The sequence below is a fragment of the Bradyrhizobium iriomotense genome (assembly GCF_018129405.1).
Taxonomy (GTDB): Bacteria; Pseudomonadota; Alphaproteobacteria; order Rhizobiales; family Xanthobacteraceae; genus Bradyrhizobium; species Bradyrhizobium iriomotense_B.
In genome coordinates this window covers 881534-905799 of record NZ_JAFCLP010000001.1, presented here as the reverse complement: position 1 = coordinate 905799, position 24266 = coordinate 881534, and the positions used below count along the sequence as shown (strand labels likewise).

The following is a 24266-nucleotide window of genomic DNA, read 5'->3' as shown; positions in this document are numbered from 1 at the left end:
GGACCGCGTCAGCGGCCGCGGATCCTGTCTACGCCGGATGGGCGCTCAAGTCATTTTCAATTCAGCGGGAGGTGCGGAATTTCATTCCGCGATGGCGTCAGCGGGCCTGCTCGATATAGGCGGCGAGCATGGCGCGCTCCTCGCTGGTCATTTCGGTGATGTTGCCCGGTGGCATCGCATTGGACCAGGCAGCGACACGGCCGATCAGGCGGATGTTGCGCTGGATGTGCTCGGGCGCATCGAGCAAAATGCCCTTCGGCGCGGTGACGATGCCGGCCCAGACCGGCTCCGCCGCATGGCACATGCTGCAGCGGGACATCACGATCTCCTCGACATTGGCGACCGTGACCGGCGTCGACAATGCGCCTGTCTTCACCTCGCGCGGGCCGGCGGCGGAGAGGAAGAGGATCGCGATCACGCCTGTCGCGGCGACACCCCACACCCACCACGGCGATGGACGCCCGGCATGGCGCTCGTTGAAGAAATGGCGGATCACCGGCCCCAGTGCCAGGATGATCGCGACGATGATCCAGTTGAAGCGTGTGGCGTAGAGCAGGGGATAGTGATTGCTGATCATCAGCACGACCACGGGGAGCGTCAGGTAGTTGTTGTGGACCGAGCGCTCCTTGCTGGTCTTGCCGAGCTTCGGATCGGGCGCTTTCCCCGCGATCAGCGCCGCCACGATCTTCTTCTGGTTCGGGATGATCAGCGCGAAGACATTGGCGACCATGATGGTGCCGATGATCGCGCCGATCTGGTTGAAGGCGCCGCGGCCGCTCAGCACATGGGTGAACGCATAGGTGAGCGCGACCAGGAACAGATAGCCGCCGATGGCGAAGGGCAGCTCGCGCTGCGCGAGCCCGGTGCGGCAGGCGGCCTCATAGAGCAGCCACGCCAGCGCCAGGCTGCAGAAGCTGAACAGCCCGGCCTGGAATGGCGTGAGATCGAGGATCGACTTGTCGACCAGGAACAAATCGGCCTCGAGATAATACACCACCACCATCAGCGCGAAGCCGGACAGCCAGGTGGTGTAGGCTTCCCATTTGAACCAGGTCAGCTCGTCGGGCATCTGGCTGGGCGCCACCAGGTATTTCATGATCCGGTAGAAGCCGCCGCCATGGACCTGCCAGGCTTCACCGTGCACCCCGTCAGGCAGGTCATCTCTCGGCTTCAGGCTGAGGTCGAGGGCGATGAAATAGAAGGAACTGCCGATCCAGGCGATTGCGGCGACCACGTGCAGCCAGCGGAGCAGCAGGCTCGCCCATTCCGATATGATGGATCCCCACATGATCACCCCATCAGTCGCGACACCAATGCCGCAGCTTTGATGACCGCAACCGGCGGTCGCCGCCCCTGCAATGTGTCGCACCGATCAGCCGCATTTTCCAGTATGATGGGCTGCGGCTGATGCACATCGTGCGGGCATGAGCTGACGTGGGATTCGGCAGGCGTTTGACCTGCCGCAGAACGCGTTTGCGGGTCGACTGACGTTGAACGTTTGCGACATGCAGGCCGGGAGGAAGACGACGTGAAAAGCAGGAATTTGTCCGTGGCGATGTCCGCGGGGTTGCTGGTCGCTCTTGCGACTGGCGTGCAGGCCGAGCCGGTGCTGCAGGGCAAGGATGCCTATGGCGATTGGCGGGCCGACAAGCCCGGCGCGGTCAGGGTGATCCGGCCGCAGGACCTCGCCAGGCCCAATGCGACGCCGTCGGTTGCCAGCTTCTCGCGCGTGGTGCCGCGGCCTTCGCAGGCATCGCTCCAGGTGCCGGCCGGCTTCAAGATCGAGCTGTTCGCCGAAGGCTTGCGCGCGCCGCGCATCATCAGGGTCGCGCCGAACGGCGATGTCTTCGTCGCGGAAACGCGGGCCGGCACCATTCGCGTGCTGCGCACTGGGGAGGGCGGCAAGGTCGCGACCAACGAGGTGTTTGCGAGCGGCTTGAAGCAGCCGTTCGGCATCGCCTTCTTTCCAAATGGCGACAATCCGCAATGGGTCTATGTCGCCAACACCGACAGCGTCGTCCGCTTTCCCTATCAGGCCGGCGACCTCAAGGCGCGCGGCAAGGCCGAGACGATGGTGGCGAGCCTGCCGCATGACGGCGGCCATTCCACCCGCGATATCGTCTTCACGCCGGATGGCAAGCGCATGCTGGTCTCCGTCGGTTCGCTCAGCAACGTCGCCGAAGGCATGGGCACGCCGCCGGGCGGGATGGAGGCGTGGTCAAAGACGCAGCCGCTTGGCGCGACGTGGGCCAGCGAGCTCGAGCGCGCTGCGGTGCTGGCCTTCACGCCTGATGGCAAGGAGCGGAAGATCTACGCCACCGGCATCCGCAACTGCGTCGGCCTCGCGATCCAGCCGCAGAACGGTTCGCCCTGGTGCTCGACCAACGAGCGCGACGGCCTCGGCGACGATCTCGTGCCCGATTACGTGACCAGCGTGAAGGAGGGCGCGTTCTACGGCTGGCCGTGGTTCTATATCGGCGGCAATGAAGACCCGCGCCATGCCGGCGCGCGGCCGGACCTCAAGGACAAGGTGACGGTCCCCGACGTGCTGATCCAGCCGCACTCGGCCTCGCTCGGCATGACCTTCTACCAGGGCACGCAGTTTCCATCCGAATACCAGGGTGACGCCTTCGCCGCCGAGCACGGCTCCTGGAACCGCTCCAAGCGCACCGGCTACAAGGTGATCCGCATCCGCATGAAGGACGGCCAGCCGACGGGCGAGTATGAGGATTTCGTCACGGGTTTTGTCGTGAGCGACACGGAGGTATGGGGGAGACCGGTGGGCGTGGCGGTGGCGAAGGATGGATCGCTGTTGGTGTCGGAGGATGGCAACGGGACGATCTGGCGGGTGACAAGCGCGCGGCAGTGACGCTGCACCCTCTCCCCTTGTGGGTCCCCTTGTGGGAGAGGGTGGCTTCGCGTCAGCGAAGCCGGGTGAGGGGTCTCTATCCCCACGAGCAGCCTTGTGAGTGGAGAGAACCCCTCATCCGGCGCTTCGCGCCACCTTCTCCCACAAGGGGAGAAGGAAAAAAGAGAGCCTACCCCCGTCTCACACTCGCCCCACCATCCACCGGCAGCGTCACGCCCGTAATGAAGTTCGCTTCATCCGACGCCAGAAACAGCGCGGCGTTCGCGACGTCCCAGCCCGTGCCCATCTTCCTGCGCAGCGGCACCTTGCTGTCGCGCTCGGCTTCGACCTCGGCGCGGGTCTTGTGCCATTCGCGGGCGCGGGTATCGACCGCCATCGGCGTGTTCATCAGGCCGGGCAGGATGACGTTGGCGCGGATGCCGTATTCGGCGTTCTGGTAGGCGAGCTGTTCGGTGAAGGCGATCATCGCCGATTTGGTCGCCTTGTAGGCGACATAGGGATACGTCGTGATCGCCGCCATCGAGGAAATGTTGATGATGGCGCCGCTCCTTTGCGCGCGCATGATCGGGATCACCTCCTTCGCCGCCAGGATGCAGCTCTTCAGATTGATGGCGACGACGCGGTCGAACGCCTCCTCGGTCAGTTGCAGCAATTCGGCATCCCCGCCGGACAGGCTGACACCGACATTGTTGTGCAGCACGTCGATCCGGCCCCAGCGCGTTTGCGCGTCCTTGACCATTGCCTTGATGTCGGCGGACTTCGTCACATCGGCCTTAAAGGCTGCGGCGGTGCCACCTTTCGCGGTGATCATCGCCACCGTTTCCTGCGCCGACTCCAGATGATGGTCGACGCACAGAACCTTCGCACCTTCGCGCGCGAAGGTGAGCGCTGTGGCACGACCGTTGCCCATGCCTTCACCGGGGCTCTGGCCGGCGCCGACCACGATGGCGACCTTGTCGTTCATGCGCATGTCAGTTCACTCCGGGGATCGGTGCATCTCATTATTTTCGTGCAGATTAGCAATCGACCCGACCAGAGAGAAGGGCGCGGGTCCTGCGTTCATGTCATTGACATCACATGGAATTGCATGCTGCGGCCAGCTCATCGGCATGGCGGCCCCTTGCGGCTCAGGAACCGTTCCGAAGTCGCGGCGTTTGTTGCGGAGCCTTTTCCGCGCTAGGCTCTCTCCCGGGGCTTCCCAATCGCCAGTGGCTTGCCGATGAATCTGCTCGACCCACGAGGGCCCGTGGCTGCGGCCAACAGCACCATCCTGGTCGATTCCGTCTTCATCATGCTCGTGATCGTGGTGCCGACCATTTTCGCGATTCTGGCCTTTGCGTTCTGGTTTCGCGCCTCGAATCCGAAAGCGCGTTACCAGCCTGACTTCGTCTACTCCGGCCGCGTCGAGATGGTGGTGTGGTCGATCCCGGCGCTGACCGTGATCCTGCTCGGCGGTGTCGCCTGGATCGGCTCGCACCAGCTCGATCCCGCAGCGCCCGTGCCGGGGACCGGAAGTCCGGTTCGCATCCAGGCCGTCTCGCTCGACTGGAAATGGCTGTTCATCTATCCAGACCAGCGCATCGCGACCGTCAACACGCTGACGGTGCCGGCCGGCGCCGAGCTGAATTTCCAGCTGACCTCGTCGAGCGTGATGAACACCTTCTTCATCCCGCAGCTCGGCAGCATGATCTACACCATGAACGGCATGGTGACGCGATTGAACCTGCGCGCCGACAACGAAGGCAAGCTGCAGGGAATATCCGCGCATTTCTCCGGCGACGGCTTTCCTGACATGATGTTCGACGTCAACGTCATCTCGCCGCTGGCATTTCCCGACTGGGTCGCGACCACGGCGAAGAGCGATGCGGTGCTGAATGAGGATAGCTACAAGAAGCTGATGCAACAAGGCATCGAGCAGGGCCGGCCGACCTACCGTCTCGAAGACCCGCGCCTGTTCGATCTGATCGCAACCCAGCACATTCCGCCAGGTCCTGGACCGGAGCTCGCATCCGGGGCAGGCCGACCGCACAGTGGAGGCCACGATGCTCGGTAAGCTCGATTGGTCGGCCATTCCGTTCGATCAGCCGATTCCGCTCGTCGCGGGCGCGGTGGTGTTGGTCGCGATCCTCGCCGTGCTGATCTGGGTCGTGGTGAAGGGGCATCTGCCCTATCTCTGGCATGAATGGATCACCAGCGTCGATCACAAGCGCATCGGCGTCATGTACATCCTGCTGGCCTCCGTGATGCTGCTGCGCGGCGGCAGCGACGCCATCATGATGCGGATCCAGCAGGCGGTCGCCTTCCAGTCGCAGGGCTATCTGCCGCCGGAGCACTACAACCAGATCTTTTCCGCCCACGGCACCATCATGATCTTCTTCGTGGCGATGCCGTTCGTGATCGGGCTAATGAACCTCGTCGTGCCGCTCCAACTCGGCGTCCGCGACGTCGCGTTTCCGACGCTCAATTCGGTCGGCTTCTGGCTGACCGCCACCGGCGCGCTGCTGGTCAACATCTCGCTGGTGGTCGGCGAGTTCGCGCGCACCGGCTGGCTCGCCTTTCCGCCGCTCTCCGGGCTGTCCTATTCACCCGGCGTCGGCGTCGACTATTACGCCTGGTCGCTGCAGATCTCCGGCGTCGGAACGCTGGTCGCCGGCATCAATCTCGTCACTACCGTGCTGAAGCTGCGCACCAGGGGCATGAACTATCTGCGCATGCCGATGTTCTGCTGGACGACGCTGGCCTCGAACCTCTTGATCGTCGCCGCGTTTCCGATCCTCACCGCGACGCTCGCGATGCTGCTGCTCGACCGCTATCTCGGCTTCCACTTCTTCACCAACGAGGCCGGCGGCAACGTCATGATGTTCATGAACCTGATCTGGGCCTGGGGACATCCGGAGGTCTACATCCTCGTGCTGCCGGCCTTCGGCATCTTCTCCGAGGTGGTGTCGACCTTCTCCGGCAAGGCGCTGTTCGGCTACCGCTCGATGGTGCTTGCGACCATGGCGATCTGCGTCATCTCCTTCATGGTCTGGCTGCACCATTTCTTCACGATGGGCGCAGGACCGGACGTGAATGCCATCTTCGGCATCGCCAGCATGATCATCGCGATACCGACCGGCGTGAAGATCTACAACTGGCTGTTCACGATGTATGGCGGCCGCATCCGCTTTGCGACGCCGATGCTGTGGTCGGTCGGCTTCATGGTCACCTTCATCATCGGCGGCTTGACCGGCGTGCTGGTCGCGGTGCCGCCGGCGGACTTCATGCTTCACAACAGCATGTTCCTGGTCGCCCACTTCCACAACGTCATCATCGGCGGCGTGCTGTTCGGCGCCTTCGCCGGATTTGAATACTGGTTCCCGAAGGCGTTCGGCTTCCGTCTCGACGAGCGCTGGGGCAAGGCCGCGTTCTGGTTCACCTTCACAGGCTTCTATGTCACCTTCATGCCGCTCTACATCGCCGGCATGCTCGGCATGACCAGGCGCCTGCAGCATTACGACGTTGCGGCCTGGCGGCCCTGGATGATCGTCGCGGCGGTTGGCATGGCCGTGCTGACGATCGGAGTGATCTGCCAGATCATGCAGCTCGTGGTCAGCATCCGCAATCGCGAGGCGCTACGCGACCGCACTGGCGATCCCTGGGACGGTCGCTCGCTGGAATGGGCGACGTCCTCGCCGCCGCCGGTGTTCAACTTCGCCTTCCACCCGGATGTCCGCGGCGAAGACGCCTATTGGGACATGAAGATCCATGCCCGGCAGCAATCGTTCGAGCATGAAGAGCCCGAGTATCGTGACATCGAGATGCCCCGGAATTCGCCGACCGGGTTCGTCTGCGCGTTCTTTGCCTCCATCATGGGCTTTGCGCTGATCTGGCATATCTGGTGGATGGTGATCGTGGGCGGCATCGGCGCGTTCGCCACCTTCGTCGTGTTCGCCTGGCGCGACCATGACGAATACGTCATTCCGGCCGATGAGGTCGCCCGCATCGACCGCGTCAATCTCGAGGAGCGACGCAGCCTCGTCAGCATGGCGGGAGCGGTCTGATGTCGATGACGGCAACCGTCGGCCATGCGCACGCCGATCCCCATCACATCGGTATCGTCATCGAGCATCCCGGGCCGGCGTCGAAGCGGATCGTCACCGCCTACGGTTTCTGGGTCTTCCTGCTCTCCGACATCGTGATGTTCTCCTGCTTCTTTGCGGCCTATGCGGTGCTGTCCGGCCAGACCGCGGATGGCCCCAAGGGCTCGGAGATCTTCGAGCAGCGGAACGTCGCGATCGAGACGGTCTGCCTGCTGCTGTCGAGTTTTACCTGCGGCATGGCCAGCATTGCCGCCGACGTGCGCAACCGGTTCTGGTTCTATCTCGGCATGGCCGTGACCTGCGTGCTCGGCCTGATCTTCCTCGTCATCGAGTTCCGCGAGTTCGCCGACCTCGTCGCGCGCGGCTATGGCCCCTCGCGCAGTGCATTCCTGACGTCGTTCTTCTCGCTGGTCGGCTGCCACGGCCTGCACGTCTCCGCCGGCGTGCTCTGGCTTCTCACCATGATGGCCCAGGTCTTTGCGAAAGGTTTTCGCGCCGACGTGTTGCGGCGGATGATGTGCTTTGCGCTGTTCTGGCACGCACTCGACATCATCTGGGTCGGGGTCTTCTCCGTCGTCTACCTGCTTGGGGGTGCCCCATGAGCGATCAGACGCATATTCCGGCCGGGCACGATCTCGCGCCGGGCGAGGAAGAGCAGCATAGCGTCGGTGAGCGGATCCTGGGTTACGTCGTCGGACTCGTTCTGGCGCTGCTGCTCACGGCGACGTCGTTCTTCATCGCCGGCACCGATCTGGTCTGGCAGCCTTCGATCCCGGTCGCGCTGATCGTGCTGGCGATCGCGCAAATGGGCGTGCACTTGGTGTTCTTCCTGCACATCACCACGGGCCCTGACAACACCAACAACGTGCTGGCGCTGGCCTTCGGGCTGCTGGTCGTGTTCCTGGTGGTCGGGGGCACCGTCTGGATCATGTCGCATCTGAACGGGAACATGCCGCCGATGGACCAGATCATGCGGATGCGGACGTAGGGCCCCCAAAAAAGAAGAGCCGCTTGTTGTGACAAGCGGCCCAAGTCTAGGGAGGAAACGCCCGAGCAAAGACAATCCGATGAGGATCGTCTGCCAAGGAAACGCTCGCGCAAAGCGCGTGCGCACTCTGATAAGTGCAGCAACTCCCGACGAAGTTCAATTCCGGATCAATACGGTCTCGGACTACCACTCACGCGTGCGTGAAGGAAATGTTCACTTTGGCCGGCGGCAATTATAGGCCTTGCGGAAGCCGGCGGCCTGGGCGTCGTCCTCGGAGCAGAACCAGCGGTCCGGCTTGGTGGTCGCCGGATAGCTCGGGCAACCCCGCAAATGATAGATGCCGATATTGCCGGTGACGCGGGCACGCACAGCGAGCTTGCCCTTGATGCTGCAGCTCGGCGGCATCGTCAGCTCGTCCGGGAACAGCACGGCGCGGATCTCCTTGTCGCGATCGGAGCGGCAGGCCGCGCCCAGCAGTGCACCGTCCTTCTTGCCGCTGCGGAATTCTTGCGGCGCAACAAAGCAGCCCTTCCAGATCCCGGCGGCGGCCGTCTTCGCCTCAGCCGCCGCCGGTTTGACGTTCGCCTTGATCGGCTCGCGAGCGATGGCATAGCCGAGCTTGACCAGTTGCTCGTTCAAGGTCGCCTTGTCGCCCTCGGCCGTGCAGATGGCGCGGTGGCGCTTGCCGAAGCTCTTTTCCGGCCCGACATCGTCGCAGCGCACGGAGCGCTTGTTGATCAGTTTCGTCAGCTGGTCGCGGGCCTCGATGCCGCAGGTCCAGGGATCGGCGTGATCGTCGATGCAGACCTGGTCCAGCTCGGGCGCGTCGACGCCGTCGAGCCGGTAAGTGACGTCGCCGAGCTGGATGGAATTGCCGTCGCGGGCCGTCGCCGCGGCGGTCAGGGCGGAGGCCGGCTCGGCAGACGCCAGAAATCCGGAGAAGACGAAAAATAAAACGAGCGCAAAAGCGCGGGCGGCGGCAAAGAAATTTCGGAAGGACATGCGGTCTCGCTATCGATTGCTCGTGCGCCCTGTTCCTAGCATCCGGACGTGTCGATACCAATGGTCTGCGCCCTGCGAAGTGCGACATTCCGGCCTCGCGGCTTTACTCGGCCGCAGCTCTGACCCTATCGTTCGCCGGCCTCGCGGAGCGCGAAAGGCCGAATCGCCCGGTAAGCGGCGAGGGGGAGGAAAAGGTTGCGATGAAAGACCCCGTGGACGTCCTGATCATCGGCGCCGGCGCATCGGGCGCGGCGGTGGCGTGGTCGCTGGCCGAGACCAAGATGCACATTCTCTGCCTGGAGCAGGGCGGCTGGATGAACCCGGCGGAATATCCGAGCACTGGCCGGGATTGGGAGGCCAAGTTCTACGGCGAGTGGTCGTCGAGCCCCAATGTCCGCGGCCGTCCCGAGGACTATCCGATCAACGACGACAATTCGCCGATCAAGGTCGTGAACTACAATGCGGTCGGCGGCTCGACCGTGATGTACACCGCGCACTGGCCGCGGCTGCACCCTTCCGATTTCAAGGTGAAGACGCTCGACGGCGTCGCCGACGACTGGCCGATCGATTACGACGCGCTGACCCCGTTCTTCGAAGAGAACGACCGCATCATGGGCACGTCGGGCCTGTCAGGGGATCCGCTGTCGCCGCTGACGCACCCGCCGATGCCGCAGCAGCCGATGGGCTTGTCCGGCGCGATCATCGGCAAGGCCATGAACAAGCTCGGCTGGCACTGGTGGCCGTCGGACACCACGGTCGCGACGATGGACTATGAGGGCCGGGCGCGCTGCATCAATCTCGGCCATTGCACGCCGGCCTGCGCGCAAGGCGCAAAGTCGTCCACCGACATCACCTATTGGCCGCACGCGATCCGTGCCGGGGTCGAGCTGCGCACCCATTGCCGGGTGCGCGAGATCACCACCGACGAGAACGGCATGGCCTCGGGCGTGGTCTATTACGACAAGGACGGTGTCGAGCAGTTTCAGCCCGCTCATGTCGTCATCATCGCCTGCAACGGCGTCGGTACGCCGCGGCTGCTGCTGAACTCGGCGTCCTCGCGCTTCCCGAACGGCCTAGCCAATTCGTCGGGCCTCGTCGGCAAGAACCTGATGTTCCATCCCTATGCGCAGATTTACGGCTATGTGAAGGAGCCGACCGACTCCAACCGCGCGCCGCCGACCTGCCTGTGGAGCAAGGAGTGGTATGACACGGACCTGTCGCGCGGCTTCGTGCGCGGTTACGGCGTCCAGTTCGTGCGCGGGGCAGGGCCGGTGTTCGAGGCCGTCGTCAGCGAGCAGAAGGGCATTCTGCCCTGGGGCGAGGATCATCACCGCGTCTTCCGCAAGCTGAACGGCCATCGGATCGGCTTCTCCGCGATCTGCGAGGACCTGCCCGAGGAGCGCAATCGCGTCACGCTCGATCCGGTCCTGAAGGACAGCCACGGCATTCCCGCGCCGAAGATCGACTACACCATCAGCGAGAACAGCCGGAAGATGATGGAGCATGCACTCGCCCGCGGCCGGGAGGTTCTCGAGACGGCCGGCGCGACCGACATTTGCATCAACTCGCCGATCCCCTGGGGCGGCTGGCACCTGCTCGGCACCGCGCGGATGGGCACCGATCCCGAGCGCTCCGTCGTCAACGAATGGGGCCGCTCGCACGACGTGAAGAACCTCTTCATCGTCGACGGCAGCATCTTCGTCACCTCCGGCGGCGTGAACCCGACCTCCACGATCCAGGCCCTCGCGCTCTACATCGCCGACCAGATGAAGCAGCGCCTCGCCAATCTGTTCGACTAGAGGACCGACATGTCCGACCAGATGACCCTCACGCCGCGGCAGCGCCAGGACTTGCGCACAATCGCCGCGATGATCATTCCACCGAGCGAGGAATATCGCGTCCCCGGCGCCGATGACGAGATCATCCAGGCCGATATCCTTGCAACCCTTGGCCGCGACACCAGGCCGGTCGCGGCGGCGCTCGACCATCTGGCGCGGCTTGCGGGGATGGCCCTCGCTGATCTCGCGCCCGACGCGCGCGATGGTGTCGTGCAACAATTCCGCAGCTCCGGCGGCGGCGCCGCCGCAACGCTCGTCCGCGTTGTCCTGCAATGCTACTACCGCGACGACCGCGTGCTGAGTTCGCTCGGGCTGGAGCTGCGTGCGCCGTTCCCGAAGGGGCATGTGCTCCCGGACGGCGACTGGTCGTTGCTCGATCCGGTCAGGGCAAGGCCGGTGAGCCTCCGGCGAGCGCCCTAGCCACTTGGGCAGTCCAGCCTTGCGCTCCAGGCGAGTCCCTTGCGCTGGAGGGAACAGGCCACCATCTGTGTGAACCTCAAGGACTCTTGCCATGCTGGATTTCACCTCAGATATCGCCGATGACGCACCGTCATCGCGAACGGCGGCGGCTGCGCCGGCGGATGACCGGGCGCTGCTGGACGCCTATTCCAATGCCGTGATCGACGTCACCGACCGCGTCGGCCCCGCGGTCGTGCGCGTCGAGACCGGTCCCAAGGTGCCGAACGGCCGCGAGCGCGGCGGGCTCGGCTCGGGCATCGTGATCTCGCCGGACGGGCTCGTCCTCACCAACAGCCACGTGGTCGGCACGTCGAAGGAGATCCGGCTGCGCGACGTCGAGGGGCATGTCGGCGATGCCCAGGTGCTCGGCGTCGATCCCGATACCGACCTTGCGCTGCTGCGCGCCAATGGCGTACGCGACTTGCCCTATGCCGCGCTCGGCAACTCCAAGAGCCTGCGGCGTGGCCAGCTCGTGATCGCGATCGGCAACCCGCTGGGGTTTGAATCGACCGTGACGGCCGGCGTGGTCTCGGCGCTCGGCCGCTCGATCCGCTCGGTCAGCGGCCGCACCATCGAGGACGTGATCCAGACCGATGCCGCGCTCAACCCCGGCAATTCCGGCGGGCCGCTGGTGTCGTCGAATGCCGAGGTGATCGGCATCAACACCGCCATCATCAACGGCGCGCAAGGCATCTGCTTCGCGGTCGCCAGCAACACCGCGCAATTCGTGCTGTCGGAGATCATCCGCCACGGCTATGTCCGCCGCGCCTATATCGGCGTTGCCGGGCAGACCGCGCCGGTCCCGCGGCGGCACGCGGTCGTGGCCGGCGTCGAGAACAAGATGGGCGCACTGTTGATGCAGATCGAGCCAGATGGGCCGGCGGCCAAGGCGGGCCTGCTGCCCGGCGACGTCGTCATCAGGCTCGACGGCGTCGAGATCAACGGCGTCGACGATCTGATCCGCGTCCTCGACCGCGACCGGATCGGCCGCCGGCTTGCCATGGACGTGCTGCGGCTCGGCCGCCTGCGGGCGATCGACATCGACCCGATCGAGCGCAAGCCGGCACGCTAGCGCGTGGACGCCCGGGCGGGGTATGACGGTGTCATGCCTCGTTTCGGGAAGCATGCCGCATGATGCCGGCGCATGAGACCTACGATGTCATTGTCATCGGCGCCGGTGCCGGTGGCATGACGGCGGCGGCCGTTGCAGCCGCCGAAGGCCTGCGCGTGCTAGTGATCGAGAAGACCGCCTTTGTCGGCGGTACGACCGCATGGTCCGGCGGCATGGTCTGGATCCCCGCCAATCCCAAGATGAAAGACGCGGGACTTTCCGACAGCATCACGGACGCCGTCCAGTATCTATCGAGCACCGTACCCGAGCCAGCCAATGCCGGCCTGCGCGCGGCCTTCCTCGCACGCGGGCCGGAGGCCGTCGCCTGGCTCGAAGCCAACACCGAGGTGCGGCTCCAGCCCGTGAAGGTCTATCCCGATTATTATCCGGAACGGCTGGGCGCAACATCGGGCGGCCGCGTGCTCGAGCCGGTGGCTTTCGACGGCACCCGGCTTGGCCGGGCTTTCGCGCGGTTGCGCGCGCCGCTGCCGGAGTTCACGCTGTTCGGCGGGATGATGGTCAACCGGCTCGACATTCCGCATCTGCGGCGTGTCGGAAAATCGCTGCGCTCGACCCTGCGCGCGGCGCGGCTGGTTTCCGAATATGCGTTGCAGCGGCTCCGCAGCCCGCGTGGCACGACGCTGCATCTCGGAAACGCGCTCGCGGCTCGGCTGTATGCTTCCTTGCTGGCGCGGCAGGTCGAGATCCTCTTCAGCGCGGATGTCGAGGATCTGTCGATGCAGGGCGATCGCGTCGCCGGCGTGGTGATCCGCCATGGCGCCCGTGACCGCCTGATCGCGGCGCGCCGCGGCGTGGTGCTGGCAACCGGCGGCTTCTCGCACGATGCGACTTTGCGCAAACGCTTCTTCCCTGAGGCAGCGGGATTTGTCTCGGCGACGAACACGTCGGGCACCGGCGATGGGCTGCGGCTCGCGGTCACGGCCGGCGCCGCGCTCAATACGGACGCGACCAGCCCGGCCTATTGGGTGCCGGCCTCGCTGTTCCGCCGGGCCGACGGCAGCCGCGGCGTGTTCCCGCATACCGTGACCGATCGCGCCAAGCCCGGTGTGATCGCCGTCAACGCCGCCGGCCGCCGCTTCCTCAACGAGGCGCTGTCCTACCATGACTTCGTGCTGGCCATGCTGCGTGATGGCAATGGCGAGCCGGATCGGCCGTTTTACCTCATCTGCGACCGTCCATTCCTGTGGGCTTACGGCCTCGGCCGCATCAAGCCGTTTACGCGCAGTGTCCGGCGCTATGTGGCGAGCGGCGAGTTGGCTGAGGCTTCTGATATCGAGCAGCTGGCGGCAAAGATAGGCATCAAGCCGTCCACGCTCTCGGCGACGGTCGCGGCCTACAACGCCGGTGCGAAGGAGGGCCGCGATCCCGAATTCGGCCGCGGCAGCACCATCTATCAGCGCCATCTCGGCGACGGTGCCCGCAAGCCCAACCCCTGCGTCGCGCCGATCGTCCGCGCGCCGTTTTTCGCGATGCGAATCTATCCCGCCGACCTCGGCACCGCGATCGGCATGAAGGTCGACGCGCAGGCCCGCGTGCTGCGCGAGGACAGCACGCCGATCGTGGGCCTCTATGCCTGCGGCAACGACATGGGCTCGATCATGAATGGCAATTATCCCGGGCCGGGCATCACGCTCGGCCCGGCGCTGACGTTCGGGTACATCGCGGGACGGCATCTGGCGGAGGGTGGTGTGGCGCGTGAGACGGCCGCCGGCGTGTCAGCCTCGATCTAGCCACTCCCTCCACCGTCATGCCCCGCGAAGGCGGGGCATCCAGTACGCCGCGGCCCATCGACTCAACCACAACCGTCTCGGAGTACTGGATCGCCCGGTCAAGCCGGGCGATGACACCGAGTGTGTGGCGCCGACTTGCCCTTACTCCGCCGCCGCCGCAAAGCGGCTGTTCTCAAGCTCCGCCTCAAGCCGCGCCGTCTCGGCGGCGGCGAGCTTGATATTGGCTTCCTTGACGTGCCCGAAGCCGCGGATGGTTTCCGGCACACGCGCGAGGCGTGCCAGCAGCGGAATCTGCTCCGCTCTCAGCCCGGCGACCCGCTGGTCGATCATGTCGAGGTAATCTGCGACCAGTTTCCGCTCAGTCCGGCGCTCCTCGGTGCGACCGAACGGATCGAATGCGCCGCCGCGCAGGAGTTTCAACCTGGCGAGCACGCGGAAGGCGTGGATCATCCAGCCGCCGAATTCCTGCTTCTGCAGATGTCCGGTCGCCTTGTCACGCTTGGCGAAGATCGGCGGTGCCAAATGGTACTTCAGCGTGAAGTCGCCGTCGAATTTTTCGGACACCTTCTTGGCGAAGCTGCCGTCGGTGTAGAGGCGGGCGACCTCGTACTCGTCCTTGTAGGACATCAGCTTGAACAGGTTCTTCGCCACGGCTTCCGTCAACTCGGTGGACGCGGGAGAGGCGGCGTGCTCTGCCTTTCGCACCTTGGCGACCGCGGCGAGATAGCGGTCGGCATACGCCTTGTCCTGATAGCCGGTCAAAAATTCCGCGCGGGTCGCGATGATGTCGTCGAGCGATTTCGCCGGCGCGGAAGCGCGGGCCTTGAACTGGAGCACGCTGCGCACGCGCGACATGTCGTGGGCGGCGAGGCGGCCCCAGGTGAAGGCGAGCTTGTTCATCTCGATGGCGGCGCCGTTGATCTCGATGGCGCGGAGCAGGGCCTCCAGCGACAGCGGGATCGCGCCCTTCTGGAAGGCGAAGCCGAGCATGAAGGGATTGGTCGCGATGCTGTCGCCCATCAGCGCGGCGGCAATGCCTGTTGCGTCGATGATGTCGAGATTCTTGTCGCCGACGGCGTCGCGCAGCACGGTCTGCATCGCGCCCATCTCGAAATCGAGATCGGGATTTTGCACGAAGCTCGCGGTCGGCTGCAGGTCGGCGTTGATATAGGCCCTGGTCACGCCGCGTTCGGTGCGGCTCAGCGCAGTCGGGCCGGCCGAGACGATCATGTCGCAGCCGAGGATGACGTCGGCACCGCCCGTGGTAATGCGGACCGCGGAAATATCTTCCGGCTTCGGCGCGATGCGGACATGGCTCATCACCGCGCCGTTCTTCTGCGACAGGCCGGTGAAGTCCAGCGCCGAGCAGCCGCGGCCGTCGACATGGGCGGCCATGCCGAGCAGGGCGCCGATGGTGATGACGCCGGTGCCGCCGATGCCGGTGACGAGGATGTTGTAGGGGCCGTCAAGCTCACGCGCCGGCGGCAGCGGCAGATCGGCGAACAGCTGGCCGGAATCGACCGCCGAGGCCTTCATGCGCTTCAGGCTGCCGCCATGCACGGTGACGAAGCTCGGGCAGAAACCCTCGACGCAGGAAAAGTCCTTGTTGCAGTTCGATTGGTCGATCTGCCGCTTGCGGCCGAACTCGGTCTCCAGCGGCTGCACCGAGACGCAGTTCGAGGCCTGCGAGCAGTCGCCACAACCTTCGCAGACGAGCTCGTTGATGAAGGCGCGCTTGGCGGGATCGGGATAGAGCCCGCGCTTGCGGCGGCGGCGCTTTTCGGCTGCGCAGGTCTGGTCGTAGATCAGGACCGTGAGACCCTTGATGTCGCGCAGCTCGAGCTGCACGGCATCGAGCTCGCGGCGGTGATGGATGGTCGCGCCTTGCGGGAAGTAATTGCCTTCAGGGTATTTGCTTGGATCGTCCGAGACGATCGCGAGGCGCTTGACGCCCTCGGCCCAGACCTGGTGCGCGATCTGCGCGACGTTGAAGCTGCCTTCGGCCGGCTGGCCGCCGGTCATCGCGACGGCGTCGTTGTAGAGGATCTTGTAGGTGATGTTGATGCCCGCGGCCGAAGCCGCGCGAAGGGCGAGCAGCCCGGAATGGGTATAGGTGCCGTCGCCGAGATTCTGAAAAATGTGCTTCTCGGTGGTGAAGGGCGACTGGCCGATCCAGTTCACGCCTTCGGCGCCCATATGCGAGATCAGGTCGGTGCGGCGGGTCGGCATGCTCAAGGCCATGCCGTGGCAGCCGATGCCGGCCATGGCACGGCTTCCTTCCGGCACGCGCGTCGAGGAGTTGTGCGGGCAGCCCGAGCAGAAGAACGGCGTGCGCGCCAGCGTGATCGGCGTGCTGGTGGTGACGGGATTGTCGAACGCCTCGAGCCGCGCGAGGCGCTGCTCCAGCACCGGGCTGTGATGGCCGAGCTTGCGCAGCCGTGCGACGAGGGCGGAGGCAACGATCGTCGGCGTCAGTTCGCCCTCGCTCGGCAGCAGCGGCGCACCGCGCTCGTCGCGCTTGCCCGTGACGGTCGGGCGCTTCGATGCATCCACGTTGTAGAGGATGCGCATCAGCTGATCTTCGATGAAGCCGCGTTTCTCCTCGACCACCAGCACGTCCTGAAGACCTTCGGCGAAACGCCTGGCGCCGCTTTCCTCCAGCGGCCAGGTCAGCGCGACCTTGTAGATGCGAAGGCCGAGGTCCTGCGCGTCCTTGTCGGTAATGCCGAGGTCGGCGAGGGCCTGGCGCAGATCGAGATAGGCCTTGCCGGTCGCGACGATGCCGAGCCGTGCCGGCTTGGAATCGAGCACGATGCGGTCGAGCTGGTTGGCGCGGGCAAAGGCCTGCACCGCGGCCATCTTCGGGCCGAACAGGCGCTTCTCAGCCTCCAGCGGCGGATCGGGCCAGCGGATGTTGAGGCCGCCGGGCGGCATCTCGAAATCATCAGGGAGCTTGATCTGGATACGTTCAGGGTCGCTGTCAATCGAGGCCGAGCTTTCCACGGTCTCGCTGATCGCCTTGAAGCCGACCCAGCAGCCGGAGAAGCGCGACAGCGCGAAACCGTAGAGGCCGAGGTCGAGATAATCCTGCAGCGTCGCCGGATTGATCACGGGAATCAGGGCCGCCGCGAACACCTGCTCGCTCTGATGTGCCAGCGTCGAGGATTGGCAGCCATGGTCGTCACCGGCCAGCGCCAGCACGCCGCCATTGAGCGAGGTGCCGGCCGCGTTGGCATGCTTGAGCGCATCGACCGAGCGGTCGACGCCGGGACCCTTGCCGTACCAGATGCCGAACACGCCATCGACCTTGGCGCCGGGGAACAGGCCGACCTGCTGGCTGCCCCAGACGGCGGTTGCCGCGAGGTCCTCGTTCAGGCCGGGGACGAAGGCGATGTCGTGTTGCTGAAGATGCGACTTCGCGCGCCACAGCGCGTGGTCGTACATGCCGAGCGGGGAACCACGATAGCCCGAGATGAAGCCGCCGGTGTTGAGGCCCTGAAGCCGGTCGCGTTCGCGCTGCAACATGGGCAGGCGGACCAGCGCCTGCGTGCCGGACAGGAAGATCCGCTTCGATTCGAGCCGGTATTTATCGTCCAGCTCGACCTGCATCAGCGTCATTTCAGGAGTCCTTGTTCTTCTTGGTCTGGCGGGTTGGTCTGGCGGGGATTTTGCGCCGCGGAATAAGGTGCGGCCTTGCGAAGCGGGTGTTGCCAGTCAAAAGCATGGACAGGCGAAGTCAATATCGCTGGCCGCATCCGTGGCGGTCCTGTTAGTCATGGCTGCCTGTGGAGGAAGCCATGACTGCAAACGCATTCGAGACTGAGATCACCGAGACCGCGGAAGCGCTGACCGGCCCGTGGCGTCAGCCGCGCCAGATGCTCCATGCGCAGGTCTATGATGCGCACGCCTCCATCCATGACGATGCCACCGCCCAGAAGCTGGGTTTCAAGGGCGGCACCATCGAAGGTCCGACGCATTTCAGTCAGTTCGCCCCGCTCGGCGCGCGGCTCTGGGGGCAGGCCTGGTTCGAGAGCGGCTGCCTGTCCGCGCATTACCGCAGCGTCTGCTACGAGGGCGAGGAGGTGCAGGCGATCCTGTCGAAGCCTCTCGCCGGCACGCGCCAGTGTCAGATCCGGATGATCAAGCGCGACGGCACGGAGGTATTGCGCGGCACGGCCTCGATCGGTGAACCGCATGCCCAGACCGCGCTCGAAGCGCGTCTCACCGAACTCAAGCCGCTCACCGATCCCGTGATCCTGCGCGACGTCAAGGTGGCGCAGACGAGCAAGCGGCAGACGGTGCGGATGGCGTTCGACCAGAACATGGGCGACCTCTATCCGTTCTCCCTGAGGCAGAAGCTCGCCGTCATCACCGAGACCTCGCCGTATTACTCAGGCGGGGAGAACCCGTGGCGCAAGCCGATCATCCCGATGGAGATGCTGAGCGTGCTGTTCCAGTATCGCTCCAAGGACGATCCGCTGCCAGCCAAGGGACCCGCCGTCGGCCTGTTCGCCGATCAGGAGATCCGCCTCGTGAAGGGCCCGCTCTTCGTCGACGAGGAGTACGAGGTCGAGCGCGAAGTGGTCGCGCTCTCCGGCAGTCGCCGCACCGAAAGCGCCTGGGTGAAGACACGCGTGTTCGACAAGGCGGGCACGATGGTCGCAACGATGCTGCTGAACATGGCGACGCTGAAGGATTCTTATGCGCCGTATGAGGAGGATTATCGGCGGCTGTATGGGGCGTGACGAGCGATGAGGCTTTACCCTCTCCTTGTGGGACCTTGTGGGAGAGGGTGGCTCGCCGCGATAGCGGCGAGACGGGTGAGGGGTCTCTCTCCGCGAGTGACGCTCACTATTGGTGCGCGTGGATAGAGACCCCTCATCCGGCGCTTCGCGCCACCTTCTCCCACAAGGGGAGAAGGAAAGAAGACCGTCCTTCGCCGCTCATCCTTTAAGCAAATGCACGTCGCAAAGCCGTCGCACAGGGAATAAGCAGACGTCGATCGCTAGCGTAACCTTCTGAGTACGCAGCAAATTCTCTCGCGATCTGCGCTCCACCGCAATTGTACACAATGGCACGGCGCTTGCAGAACTCCTGGCAAAGAGAGTTCTCGCGGGGGCGTCATGTTGAACTCAGCCAAGCCGACACCGGGCGTCATCAACGCCGAGCCCGAGCCGATCAAGCTCGACTGGCCCGCCACCGCGCTTCTCATCATCGATATGCAGCGCGATTTCATGGAGCCCGGCGGCTTCGGCGAGACGCTGGGCAACGACGTCAGTCAGCTCGCGCGCGCCGTGAAGCCGATCGGCGCGGTGCTGACGGCGGCGCGCGACACCGGCATGCTGGTGATCCACACCCGCGAGGGCCATCTGCCCGATCTCTCCGACGCGCCGCCGGCAAAGGTCGAGCGCGGCGCGCCGAGCCTTCGCATCGGCGATCCCGGCCCGATGGGCCGCATCCTCATTCGCGGCGAGGCCGGCCACGACATCATCCCCGAACTCTATCCGCTCGACAGCGAGATCGTGATCGACAAGCCCGGCAAGGGCGCGTTCTACGCCACCGAGCTCACGGACGTGCTGGAGAAATACGGCATCGAGAATTTGCTGGTGTGCGGCGTCACCACGGAAGTGTGTGTCAACACCACGGTGCGCGAGGCCAATGACCGCGGCTATCGCTGCGTCGTCATTTCGGATGGCTGCGCGTCCTACTTCCCCGAGTTTCACGAGATGGGCCTGAAGATGATCAAGGCCCAGGGCGGCATCTTCGGCTGGGTCGCGGATTCAGCCGCAGTTCTGGAGGCAATGAAGGTTTCGACCACATAGGGGTATTATCATGAGCACATTGACGGGGACGGCCGGCAGTTCTGATCTGAACAAGTCCGATTTCAAGCCGGCACTATGGACATCGGGCGACTGGAACGCGTTTTTCGGCTTCGGCACCAACATCCTCGTCAACATGCTGGTGCTCACGGGCCTGCTTCGCTTCGTCCTGAAGATGCCTGATAGCCTCGTGTTCGGCCGCATCCTGCCCGCGCTTGGGCTGATGATGTGCCTCTCTACCTTCTATTATGCATTTCTCGCCTATCGCCTCGCCCAGAAGACCGGCCGCAACGACGTCTGCGCGCTGCCCTCGGGCGTCAGCGTGCCGCACATGTTCATCGTCACTTTTGTGATCATGCTGCCGATCACGCTCAAGACCGGCGATCCGCTCAAGGGTTGGTCGGCCGGCCTCGTCTGGGTGTTCTTCCAGAGTTTTATTCTGATGATCGGCGGCTTCATCGCGCCCTTCATCCGCAAGATCACGCCGCGCGCGGCGCTGCTCGGCACGCTCGCCGGCGTCTCCGTCACCTTCATCTCGATGCGGCCGGCACTCGAGATGTACATGACGCCGCAGATCGGCCTCGTCTGCTTCGCCATCATTCTGCTGAGCTGGTTCGGCGGCGTGAAATACTGGCGCGGCATTCCCGCCGGCCTCGTTGCCATCGCGGCCGGCATGATCATCGCCTGGGGCTCGAACCTGTTCGGGCTCGGCCTCGGCGGACTGAGCATCGCCGGCGTCGGCGCGGCCTTTGCCAATTTCGGCTTCTCGGTGCCGATCCCGGCCGTCGGCTACGTCTTCTCCGGCTTCGAATTCCTCGGCATCATCCTGGTCACCGCCATTCCGTTCGGCATCTACGACCTCGTCGAGGCCATGGACAATGTCGAGAGCGCGGAAGCGGCCGGCGACGAATATCCGACCACGCGCGTTCTCACCGCCGACGGCGTCGTCAGCCTGATCGGCTGCCTGATGGGCAATCCCTTCATCAACGCCGTCTATATCGGACATCCCGGCTGGAAGGCGATGGGCGGCCGCATCGGCTACTCGGCGGCGACCGGCGTCATGGTGGTGGTGCTCTCCTGGTTCGGCATCATCTCGGTGCTGCTGGCGCTGGTACCGGTCGTCGCGATCTCGCCGATCCTGCTCTATATCGGCATGCTCATCGGCGCGCAGGCATTCCAGACCACGCCGGTCAAGCACGCGCCCGCGATCGTGCTGGCGCTGACGCCGCATCTGGCCGCGTGGGCCAAGCTCCAGATCGACACCATGCTGGCCTCGACCATGACGGCGGCGGCAACCGTCGGCGGCATGGCCGCTGACAAGGCCGACGCGGTCAAGACGGCTGCGGTCGCCGCGCTGCCGCAGCAGGGCGTGTTCTATCACGGCCTCGAGGTGATGGGCGGCGGCTCCATCCTCGGCGGCCTCGTTCTCGGTGCGATCGGCGTCTTCATCATCGAGCGCGACTTCGAGAAGGCCTCGGCGTTTGCATTGGTCGGCGCGGTGCTGACCTATTTCGGCTTCATGCATGGCGAAGCCGTCGGCATCGGAGGCGGCCTCGGCGTCACGCCCGCAGTCGCGTTCGCCTACGCCGTGATGGCCGCCGGCCTGTTCGCGGCCAGCAAGCTCGGCACCACCGAGCACTACGCCGCGCATCCGGAGATGCACGCGGCACCGGCCGAGTAGGGAAGCGAGACATCGATTCCGGCCGGGCGGCGAGGAGTTGCCCGGCCGTTTCCTTTGGTCCCGCACGCTTCGGCGACTCAGCCGAGCCGGCCAATCCACTCACGGGACAGCCTGCGCCGGCACGAGTCCGGGCCTTTCCGGCAAAGCCGCATCTTTGGAACCTAACGCAGCATCAGACGTTCTTTTCCACGTGAGCAGCGCCGTCGCCCCGGCGCAGCAAGCGCTGAGGCGAGGCGCGAAGCTGTGCTGCTGGGAGGGATGTTCATGAAACTCACTCTTTCGGTCATTAAGGCTGACGTTGGCTCTGTCGGCGGGCATACGAAACCGTCTGCGCCCATGATGGCGACTGTCATGGGCGAAGCCGCGAAGGCGGTCGACAAGGGTCTGCTGATCGACAGTTTCGTCTGCCACACCGGCGACGACATAGCGATCATCATGACGCATACAAAGGGCGAAGGGAGCTCCGAGGTCCATCAATTTGCATGGAAGACGTTTCTCGCGGCTACGTCGGTCGCGAAAACCTCCGGGCTCTACGGCGCCGGCCAGGATCTTCTCGCCGACGCGCCTTCCGGAAACGTTCGCGGCGCCGGACCGGCTGTCGCGGAACTCAGCTTCGACCACAGCCTCTCGGGTTCGAGGCCCGCGGAGTCCTTCATGGTGTTCGCCGCCGACAAATGTGGCCCCGGCGCGTACAACCTGCCGCTCTACCTCGCCTTCGCCGATCCCATGTATTGCGCCGGGCTGATGCTGCCCCCGATGATCAAGGGGTTCCGTTTCCATGTCATCGACATGGACTGCACGGCTGGCGACAGTGTCATCGAACTCGACGCACCGGTGGATAGCTACCACATTGCAGCGCTTCTCCGCGACAATGAGCGCTTTGGGATCGATCGCATCGTTTCTCGAACCTATGACGAGGTTGTCGTCGCTGTTTCGGCGCAGCGTCTTCACTCGATCGCAGGCAAGTACACCGGCAAGGACGACCCGGTCGCGATCGTCAGGAACCAGGGGATTTTCCCGGCGCCCGAAGAAATCGTCTCGCCGTTCGCCAAGGCGCACTTCGTAGGCGGCGATGCGCGGGGCTCGCACGTGATGCCGCTCATGCCGGTGCCACTTAACACACCGGTGACGGGCATGTACTGCCTGCCGATCGTCTCCTGCGCCGGCTTTTCGATCGACAAGGACGGCCGCTTTTCCGACGCCTTCACCGATTTCTTCGACAACCCGGCGTGGGACGAAGTCCGCCGGCGAGCCCAGAGCAAGGCCATCGAGATGCGCAGCCAGGGCTGGTCCGGCGCTGCGATGCTGCCTTATTCCGAGCTGGAGTATGGTGGCTTCCGCGACACCGTGTCTGCACTGCAGAAGCGTTTTCGGCTGCGCGAGGAACAAAAGCCGGAAGCGGCGGAGTAAGGGACGCCACGCGTTCAATGAACGCGACACGCTAACGCTGGGAGGTCGGCTTGGCGAGAAAACGTATCGGCATTCTCACGGGCGGCGGCGACGTCTCCGGGCTCAACGCGGTCATCAAGAGCGTGACTTATCGCGGGAGTGAGAACGACATCGAGGTTGTCGGTCTCCGTCGAGGTTGGGAGGCTCTCACGCACCTGAACCTCGAGGATACCGCCAGCAGGTCCCGCTACCTCATGCCGCTGAATCGTGAAAACACGCGCACCATCGATCGACGCGGCGGCACAGTGCTGCATACGAGCCGGACCAATCCGTCCAAAATACAAAAGCTGCCCGATCATCTCGTCGGCAGCGACCTTCCGGCTTCCACGAGTGCCAAGAGCGGCGTTGCGACCAAGACGTGGGATCTCACCGGCCAGGTGCTGGCGAACCTCTCGGGGCTCGGCATCGAACACCTGATCGCCATCGGCGGCGATGACACGCTCAGTTATGCCGCCAAGCTCAACGAGCTCGGCGTCAAGATCATCGCCATTCCGAAGACGATGGACAACGACGTCCGCAACACCGAGTACTGCGTCGGCTTCTCGACCGCGATCACCCGCGCCAGCGATGCCATCCAGCGGCAGCGCACCACCGTCGGGTCGCATGAGCGAATTGGCATTTTTCGCGTCTTTGGCCGCGATGCCGGATTTACCGCGCTCTACACCGCGTACGCGACCTCGATACGTTGCGTCATCCCGGAGTACAAGATCAATCTCGACAAACTGATCGCGCTGCTGATCGACGAGAAGCGTGCCAACCCAAGCAATTACGCGCTCATCGTGCTCAGCGAGGGCGCCGAGTGGGAGGGCTACAAGCCGCAGGAATATGGCGAGCCTGACCCCTACGGTCATCGCAAGAAGGCCAACGTGGCTGATGCGCTTGCCGATGAGATCAAGCAGCGAGCCGGCGAGCAGACGATGACCTCTGACCTCACCTACGACCTGCGGTCGGGCGATCCGGACTTCATCGACAAGCTTGTGGCCCTGACTTTCGGCAACATGGCGTTCGATGCCGTCCTGGAAGGCAAGACCGGCCTCATGTCGGCGCTGGTGGAAGGCCGCTACGACCTCGTGCCCATCCCCGACGTCAGCCTCGGGCCGCGCAAACTGGACGTCGCCAGCACGTACAACACTGAGCGCTACCGTCCCATCTACGCCAACAAGCGGGGTCTGCCGATCTTTCTCAACCGCGCGTCGTAGGGTTCAGGATGAGAGGCT

General features: G+C 64.7%; 17 protein-coding genes and 1 pseudogene. 14 read left to right on the top strand and 4 right to left on the bottom strand.

Annotated features, from left to right (window positions below; all coding sequences use genetic code 11):
• Positions 1–97 precede the first annotated feature (97 nt).
• Positions 98–1288: a urate hydroxylase PuuD gene (locus JQ592_RS03875; protein WP_211401579.1), complete on the bottom strand. Its 1191-nt coding sequence runs from the start codon at positions 1286–1288 to the stop codon at positions 98–100.
• Positions 1289–1555: 267 nt separating this feature from the next.
• Between JQ592_RS03875 and JQ592_RS03870 the strand changes: the two genes are divergently transcribed.
• A complete protein-coding gene (locus JQ592_RS03870; RefSeq protein WP_246820154.1) occupies positions 1556–2869 on the top strand; it encodes a PQQ-dependent sugar dehydrogenase in 1314 nt (437 codons plus the stop codon).
• 169 nt (positions 2870–3038) lie between these two features.
• Here the strand turns inward: JQ592_RS03870 and JQ592_RS03865 are convergent, their stop codons facing one another.
• A complete protein-coding gene (locus tag JQ592_RS03865) occupies positions 3039–3839 on the bottom strand; it encodes an SDR family NAD(P)-dependent oxidoreductase (RefSeq protein ID WP_211401577.1) in 801 nt (266 codons plus the stop codon).
• A 276-nt stretch (positions 3840–4115) separates the two neighbouring features.
• Between JQ592_RS03865 and JQ592_RS03860 the strand changes: the two genes are divergently transcribed.
• Genes JQ592_RS03860 through cyoD form a run of 4 tightly spaced genes read left to right on the top strand, consistent with a single transcriptional unit; the run spans position 4116 to position 7939 of the window.
• Positions 4116–4922, top strand: coding sequence for a cytochrome ubiquinol oxidase subunit II (locus JQ592_RS03860; RefSeq protein ID WP_349630436.1), 807 nt, complete (start codon positions 4116–4118; stop codon positions 4920–4922).
• On the top strand, positions 4912–6912 hold the full coding sequence (gene cyoB / locus JQ592_RS03855; RefSeq protein WP_211401575.1) for a cytochrome o ubiquinol oxidase subunit I: 2001 nt from the start codon (positions 4912–4914) through the stop codon (positions 6910–6912). Before JQ592_RS03860 ends, cyoB begins: the two co-directional genes overlap by 11 nt.
• The gene (locus JQ592_RS03850) at positions 6912–7553 is read left to right on the top strand and encodes a cytochrome (ubi)quinol oxidase subunit III (protein ID WP_211401574.1); all 642 of its coding nucleotides are present in this window, start codon (positions 6912–6914) and stop codon (positions 7551–7553) included. The genes cyoB and JQ592_RS03850 overlap by 1 nt, the downstream gene beginning before the upstream one ends.
• On the top strand, positions 7550–7939 hold the full coding sequence (cyoD, locus tag JQ592_RS03845) for a cytochrome o ubiquinol oxidase subunit IV (protein ID WP_080139007.1): 390 nt from the start codon (positions 7550–7552) through the stop codon (positions 7937–7939). Before JQ592_RS03850 ends, cyoD begins: the two co-directional genes overlap by 4 nt.
• Before the next feature lie 213 nt (positions 7940–8152).
• Here the strand turns inward: cyoD and JQ592_RS03840 are convergent, their stop codons facing one another.
• Positions 8153–8941 carry a thermonuclease family protein gene (locus JQ592_RS03840; protein ID WP_211401573.1) on the bottom strand — a complete coding sequence of 263 codons (789 nt, stop codon included), beginning with the start codon at positions 8939–8941 and terminating at the stop codon, positions 8153–8155.
• A gap of 200 nt (positions 8942–9141) precedes the next feature.
• On the opposite strand from JQ592_RS03840, the gene JQ592_RS03835 reads away from it, so the two are divergent.
• The 4 genes and pseudogenes from JQ592_RS03835 to JQ592_RS03820 all read left to right on the top strand — a co-directional run.
• Positions 9142–10740 carry a GMC family oxidoreductase gene (locus JQ592_RS03835; protein WP_211401572.1) on the top strand — a complete coding sequence of 533 codons (1599 nt, stop codon included), beginning with the start codon at positions 9142–9144 and terminating at the stop codon, positions 10738–10740.
• A gap of 9 nt (positions 10741–10749) precedes the next feature.
• A complete protein-coding gene (locus JQ592_RS03830; protein ID WP_211401571.1) occupies positions 10750–11199 on the top strand; it encodes a hypothetical protein in 450 nt (149 codons plus the stop codon).
• Between the two features lie 91 nt (positions 11200–11290).
• Positions 11291–12310: a S1C family serine protease gene (locus JQ592_RS03825; protein WP_211401570.1), complete on the top strand. Its 1020-nt coding sequence runs from the start codon at positions 11291–11293 to the stop codon at positions 12308–12310.
• Between the two features lie 50 nt (positions 12311–12360).
• A pseudogene (locus JQ592_RS03820) lies at positions 12361–14100 on the top strand (FAD-dependent oxidoreductase); the annotation flags it as partial.
• A gap of 141 nt (positions 14101–14241) precedes the next feature.
• Here JQ592_RS03820 and JQ592_RS03815 read toward each other — a convergent pair.
• Positions 14242–17718, bottom strand: coding sequence for an indolepyruvate ferredoxin oxidoreductase family protein (locus JQ592_RS03815; protein ID WP_211401568.1), 3477 nt, complete (start codon positions 17716–17718; stop codon positions 14242–14244).
• Between the two features lie 179 nt (positions 17719–17897).
• Between JQ592_RS03815 and JQ592_RS03810 the strand changes: the two genes are divergently transcribed.
• From JQ592_RS03810 to JQ592_RS03790, 5 genes are all read left to right on the top strand, one after another.
• On the top strand, positions 17898–18845 hold the full coding sequence (locus JQ592_RS03810; protein ID WP_211401567.1) for a hypothetical protein: 948 nt from the start codon (positions 17898–17900) through the stop codon (positions 18843–18845).
• Between the two features lie 378 nt (positions 18846–19223).
• Positions 19224–19922: a cysteine hydrolase family protein gene (locus JQ592_RS03805; protein ID WP_211401566.1), complete on the top strand. Its 699-nt coding sequence runs from the start codon at positions 19224–19226 to the stop codon at positions 19920–19922.
• Positions 19923–19932: 10 nt separating this feature from the next.
• Positions 19933–21600, top strand: a complete 1668-nt coding sequence (locus JQ592_RS03800) for a regulator (RefSeq protein ID WP_211401565.1) — start codon at positions 19933–19935, stop codon at positions 21598–21600.
• Between the two features lie 264 nt (positions 21601–21864).
• Positions 21865–23010 (top strand): fructose-1,6-bisphosphatase, encoded by a 1146-nt coding sequence (locus JQ592_RS03795; RefSeq protein WP_211401564.1) that lies wholly within the window; start codon positions 21865–21867, stop codon positions 23008–23010.
• A gap of 50 nt (positions 23011–23060) precedes the next feature.
• Complete coding sequence (locus JQ592_RS03790) at positions 23061–24248, top strand: 6-phosphofructokinase (RefSeq protein ID WP_211401563.1); 1188 nt, start codon at positions 23061–23063, stop codon at positions 24246–24248.
• Positions 24249–24266: the final 18 nt, after the last annotated feature.

Coding starts and splice junctions, on each gene's coding strand:
- JQ592_RS03835 (WP_211401572.1), top strand. CDS start 9,142: ATGAAAGACCCCGTGGACGTCCTGATCATCGGCGCCGGCGCATCGGGC.
- JQ592_RS03830 (WP_211401571.1), top strand. CDS start 10,750: ATGTCCGACCAGATGACCCTCACGCCGCGGCAGCGCCAGGACTTGCGC.
- JQ592_RS03810 (WP_211401567.1), top strand. CDS start 17,898: ATGACTGCAAACGCATTCGAGACTGAGATCACCGAGACCGCGGAAGCG.
- JQ592_RS03840 (WP_211401573.1), bottom strand. CDS start 8,941: ATGTCCTTCCGAAATTTCTTTGCCGCCGCCCGCGCTTTTGCGCTCGTT.
- JQ592_RS03875 (WP_211401579.1), bottom strand. CDS start 1,288: ATGTGGGGATCCATCATATCGGAATGGGCGAGCCTGCTGCTCCGCTGG.
- JQ592_RS03870 (WP_246820154.1), top strand. CDS start 1,556: ATGTCCGCGGGGTTGCTGGTCGCTCTTGCGACTGGCGTGCAGGCCGAG.
- cyoB (WP_211401575.1), top strand. CDS start 4,912: ATGCTCGGTAAGCTCGATTGGTCGGCCATTCCGTTCGATCAGCCGATT.
- JQ592_RS03800 (WP_211401565.1), top strand. CDS start 19,933: ATGAGCACATTGACGGGGACGGCCGGCAGTTCTGATCTGAACAAGTCC.
- JQ592_RS03795 (WP_211401564.1), top strand. CDS start 21,865: ATGAAACTCACTCTTTCGGTCATTAAGGCTGACGTTGGCTCTGTCGGC.
- JQ592_RS03850 (WP_211401574.1), top strand. CDS start 6,912: ATGTCGATGACGGCAACCGTCGGCCATGCGCACGCCGATCCCCATCAC.
- JQ592_RS03805 (WP_211401566.1), top strand. CDS start 19,224: ATGTTGAACTCAGCCAAGCCGACACCGGGCGTCATCAACGCCGAGCCC.
- cyoD (WP_080139007.1), top strand. CDS start 7,550: ATGAGCGATCAGACGCATATTCCGGCCGGGCACGATCTCGCGCCGGGC.
- JQ592_RS03825 (WP_211401570.1), top strand. CDS start 11,291: ATGCTGGATTTCACCTCAGATATCGCCGATGACGCACCGTCATCGCGA.
- JQ592_RS03865 (WP_211401577.1), bottom strand. CDS start 3,839: ATGCGCATGAACGACAAGGTCGCCATCGTGGTCGGCGCCGGCCAGAGC.
- JQ592_RS03815 (WP_211401568.1), bottom strand. CDS start 17,718: ATGACGCTGATGCAGGTCGAGCTGGACGATAAATACCGGCTCGAATCG.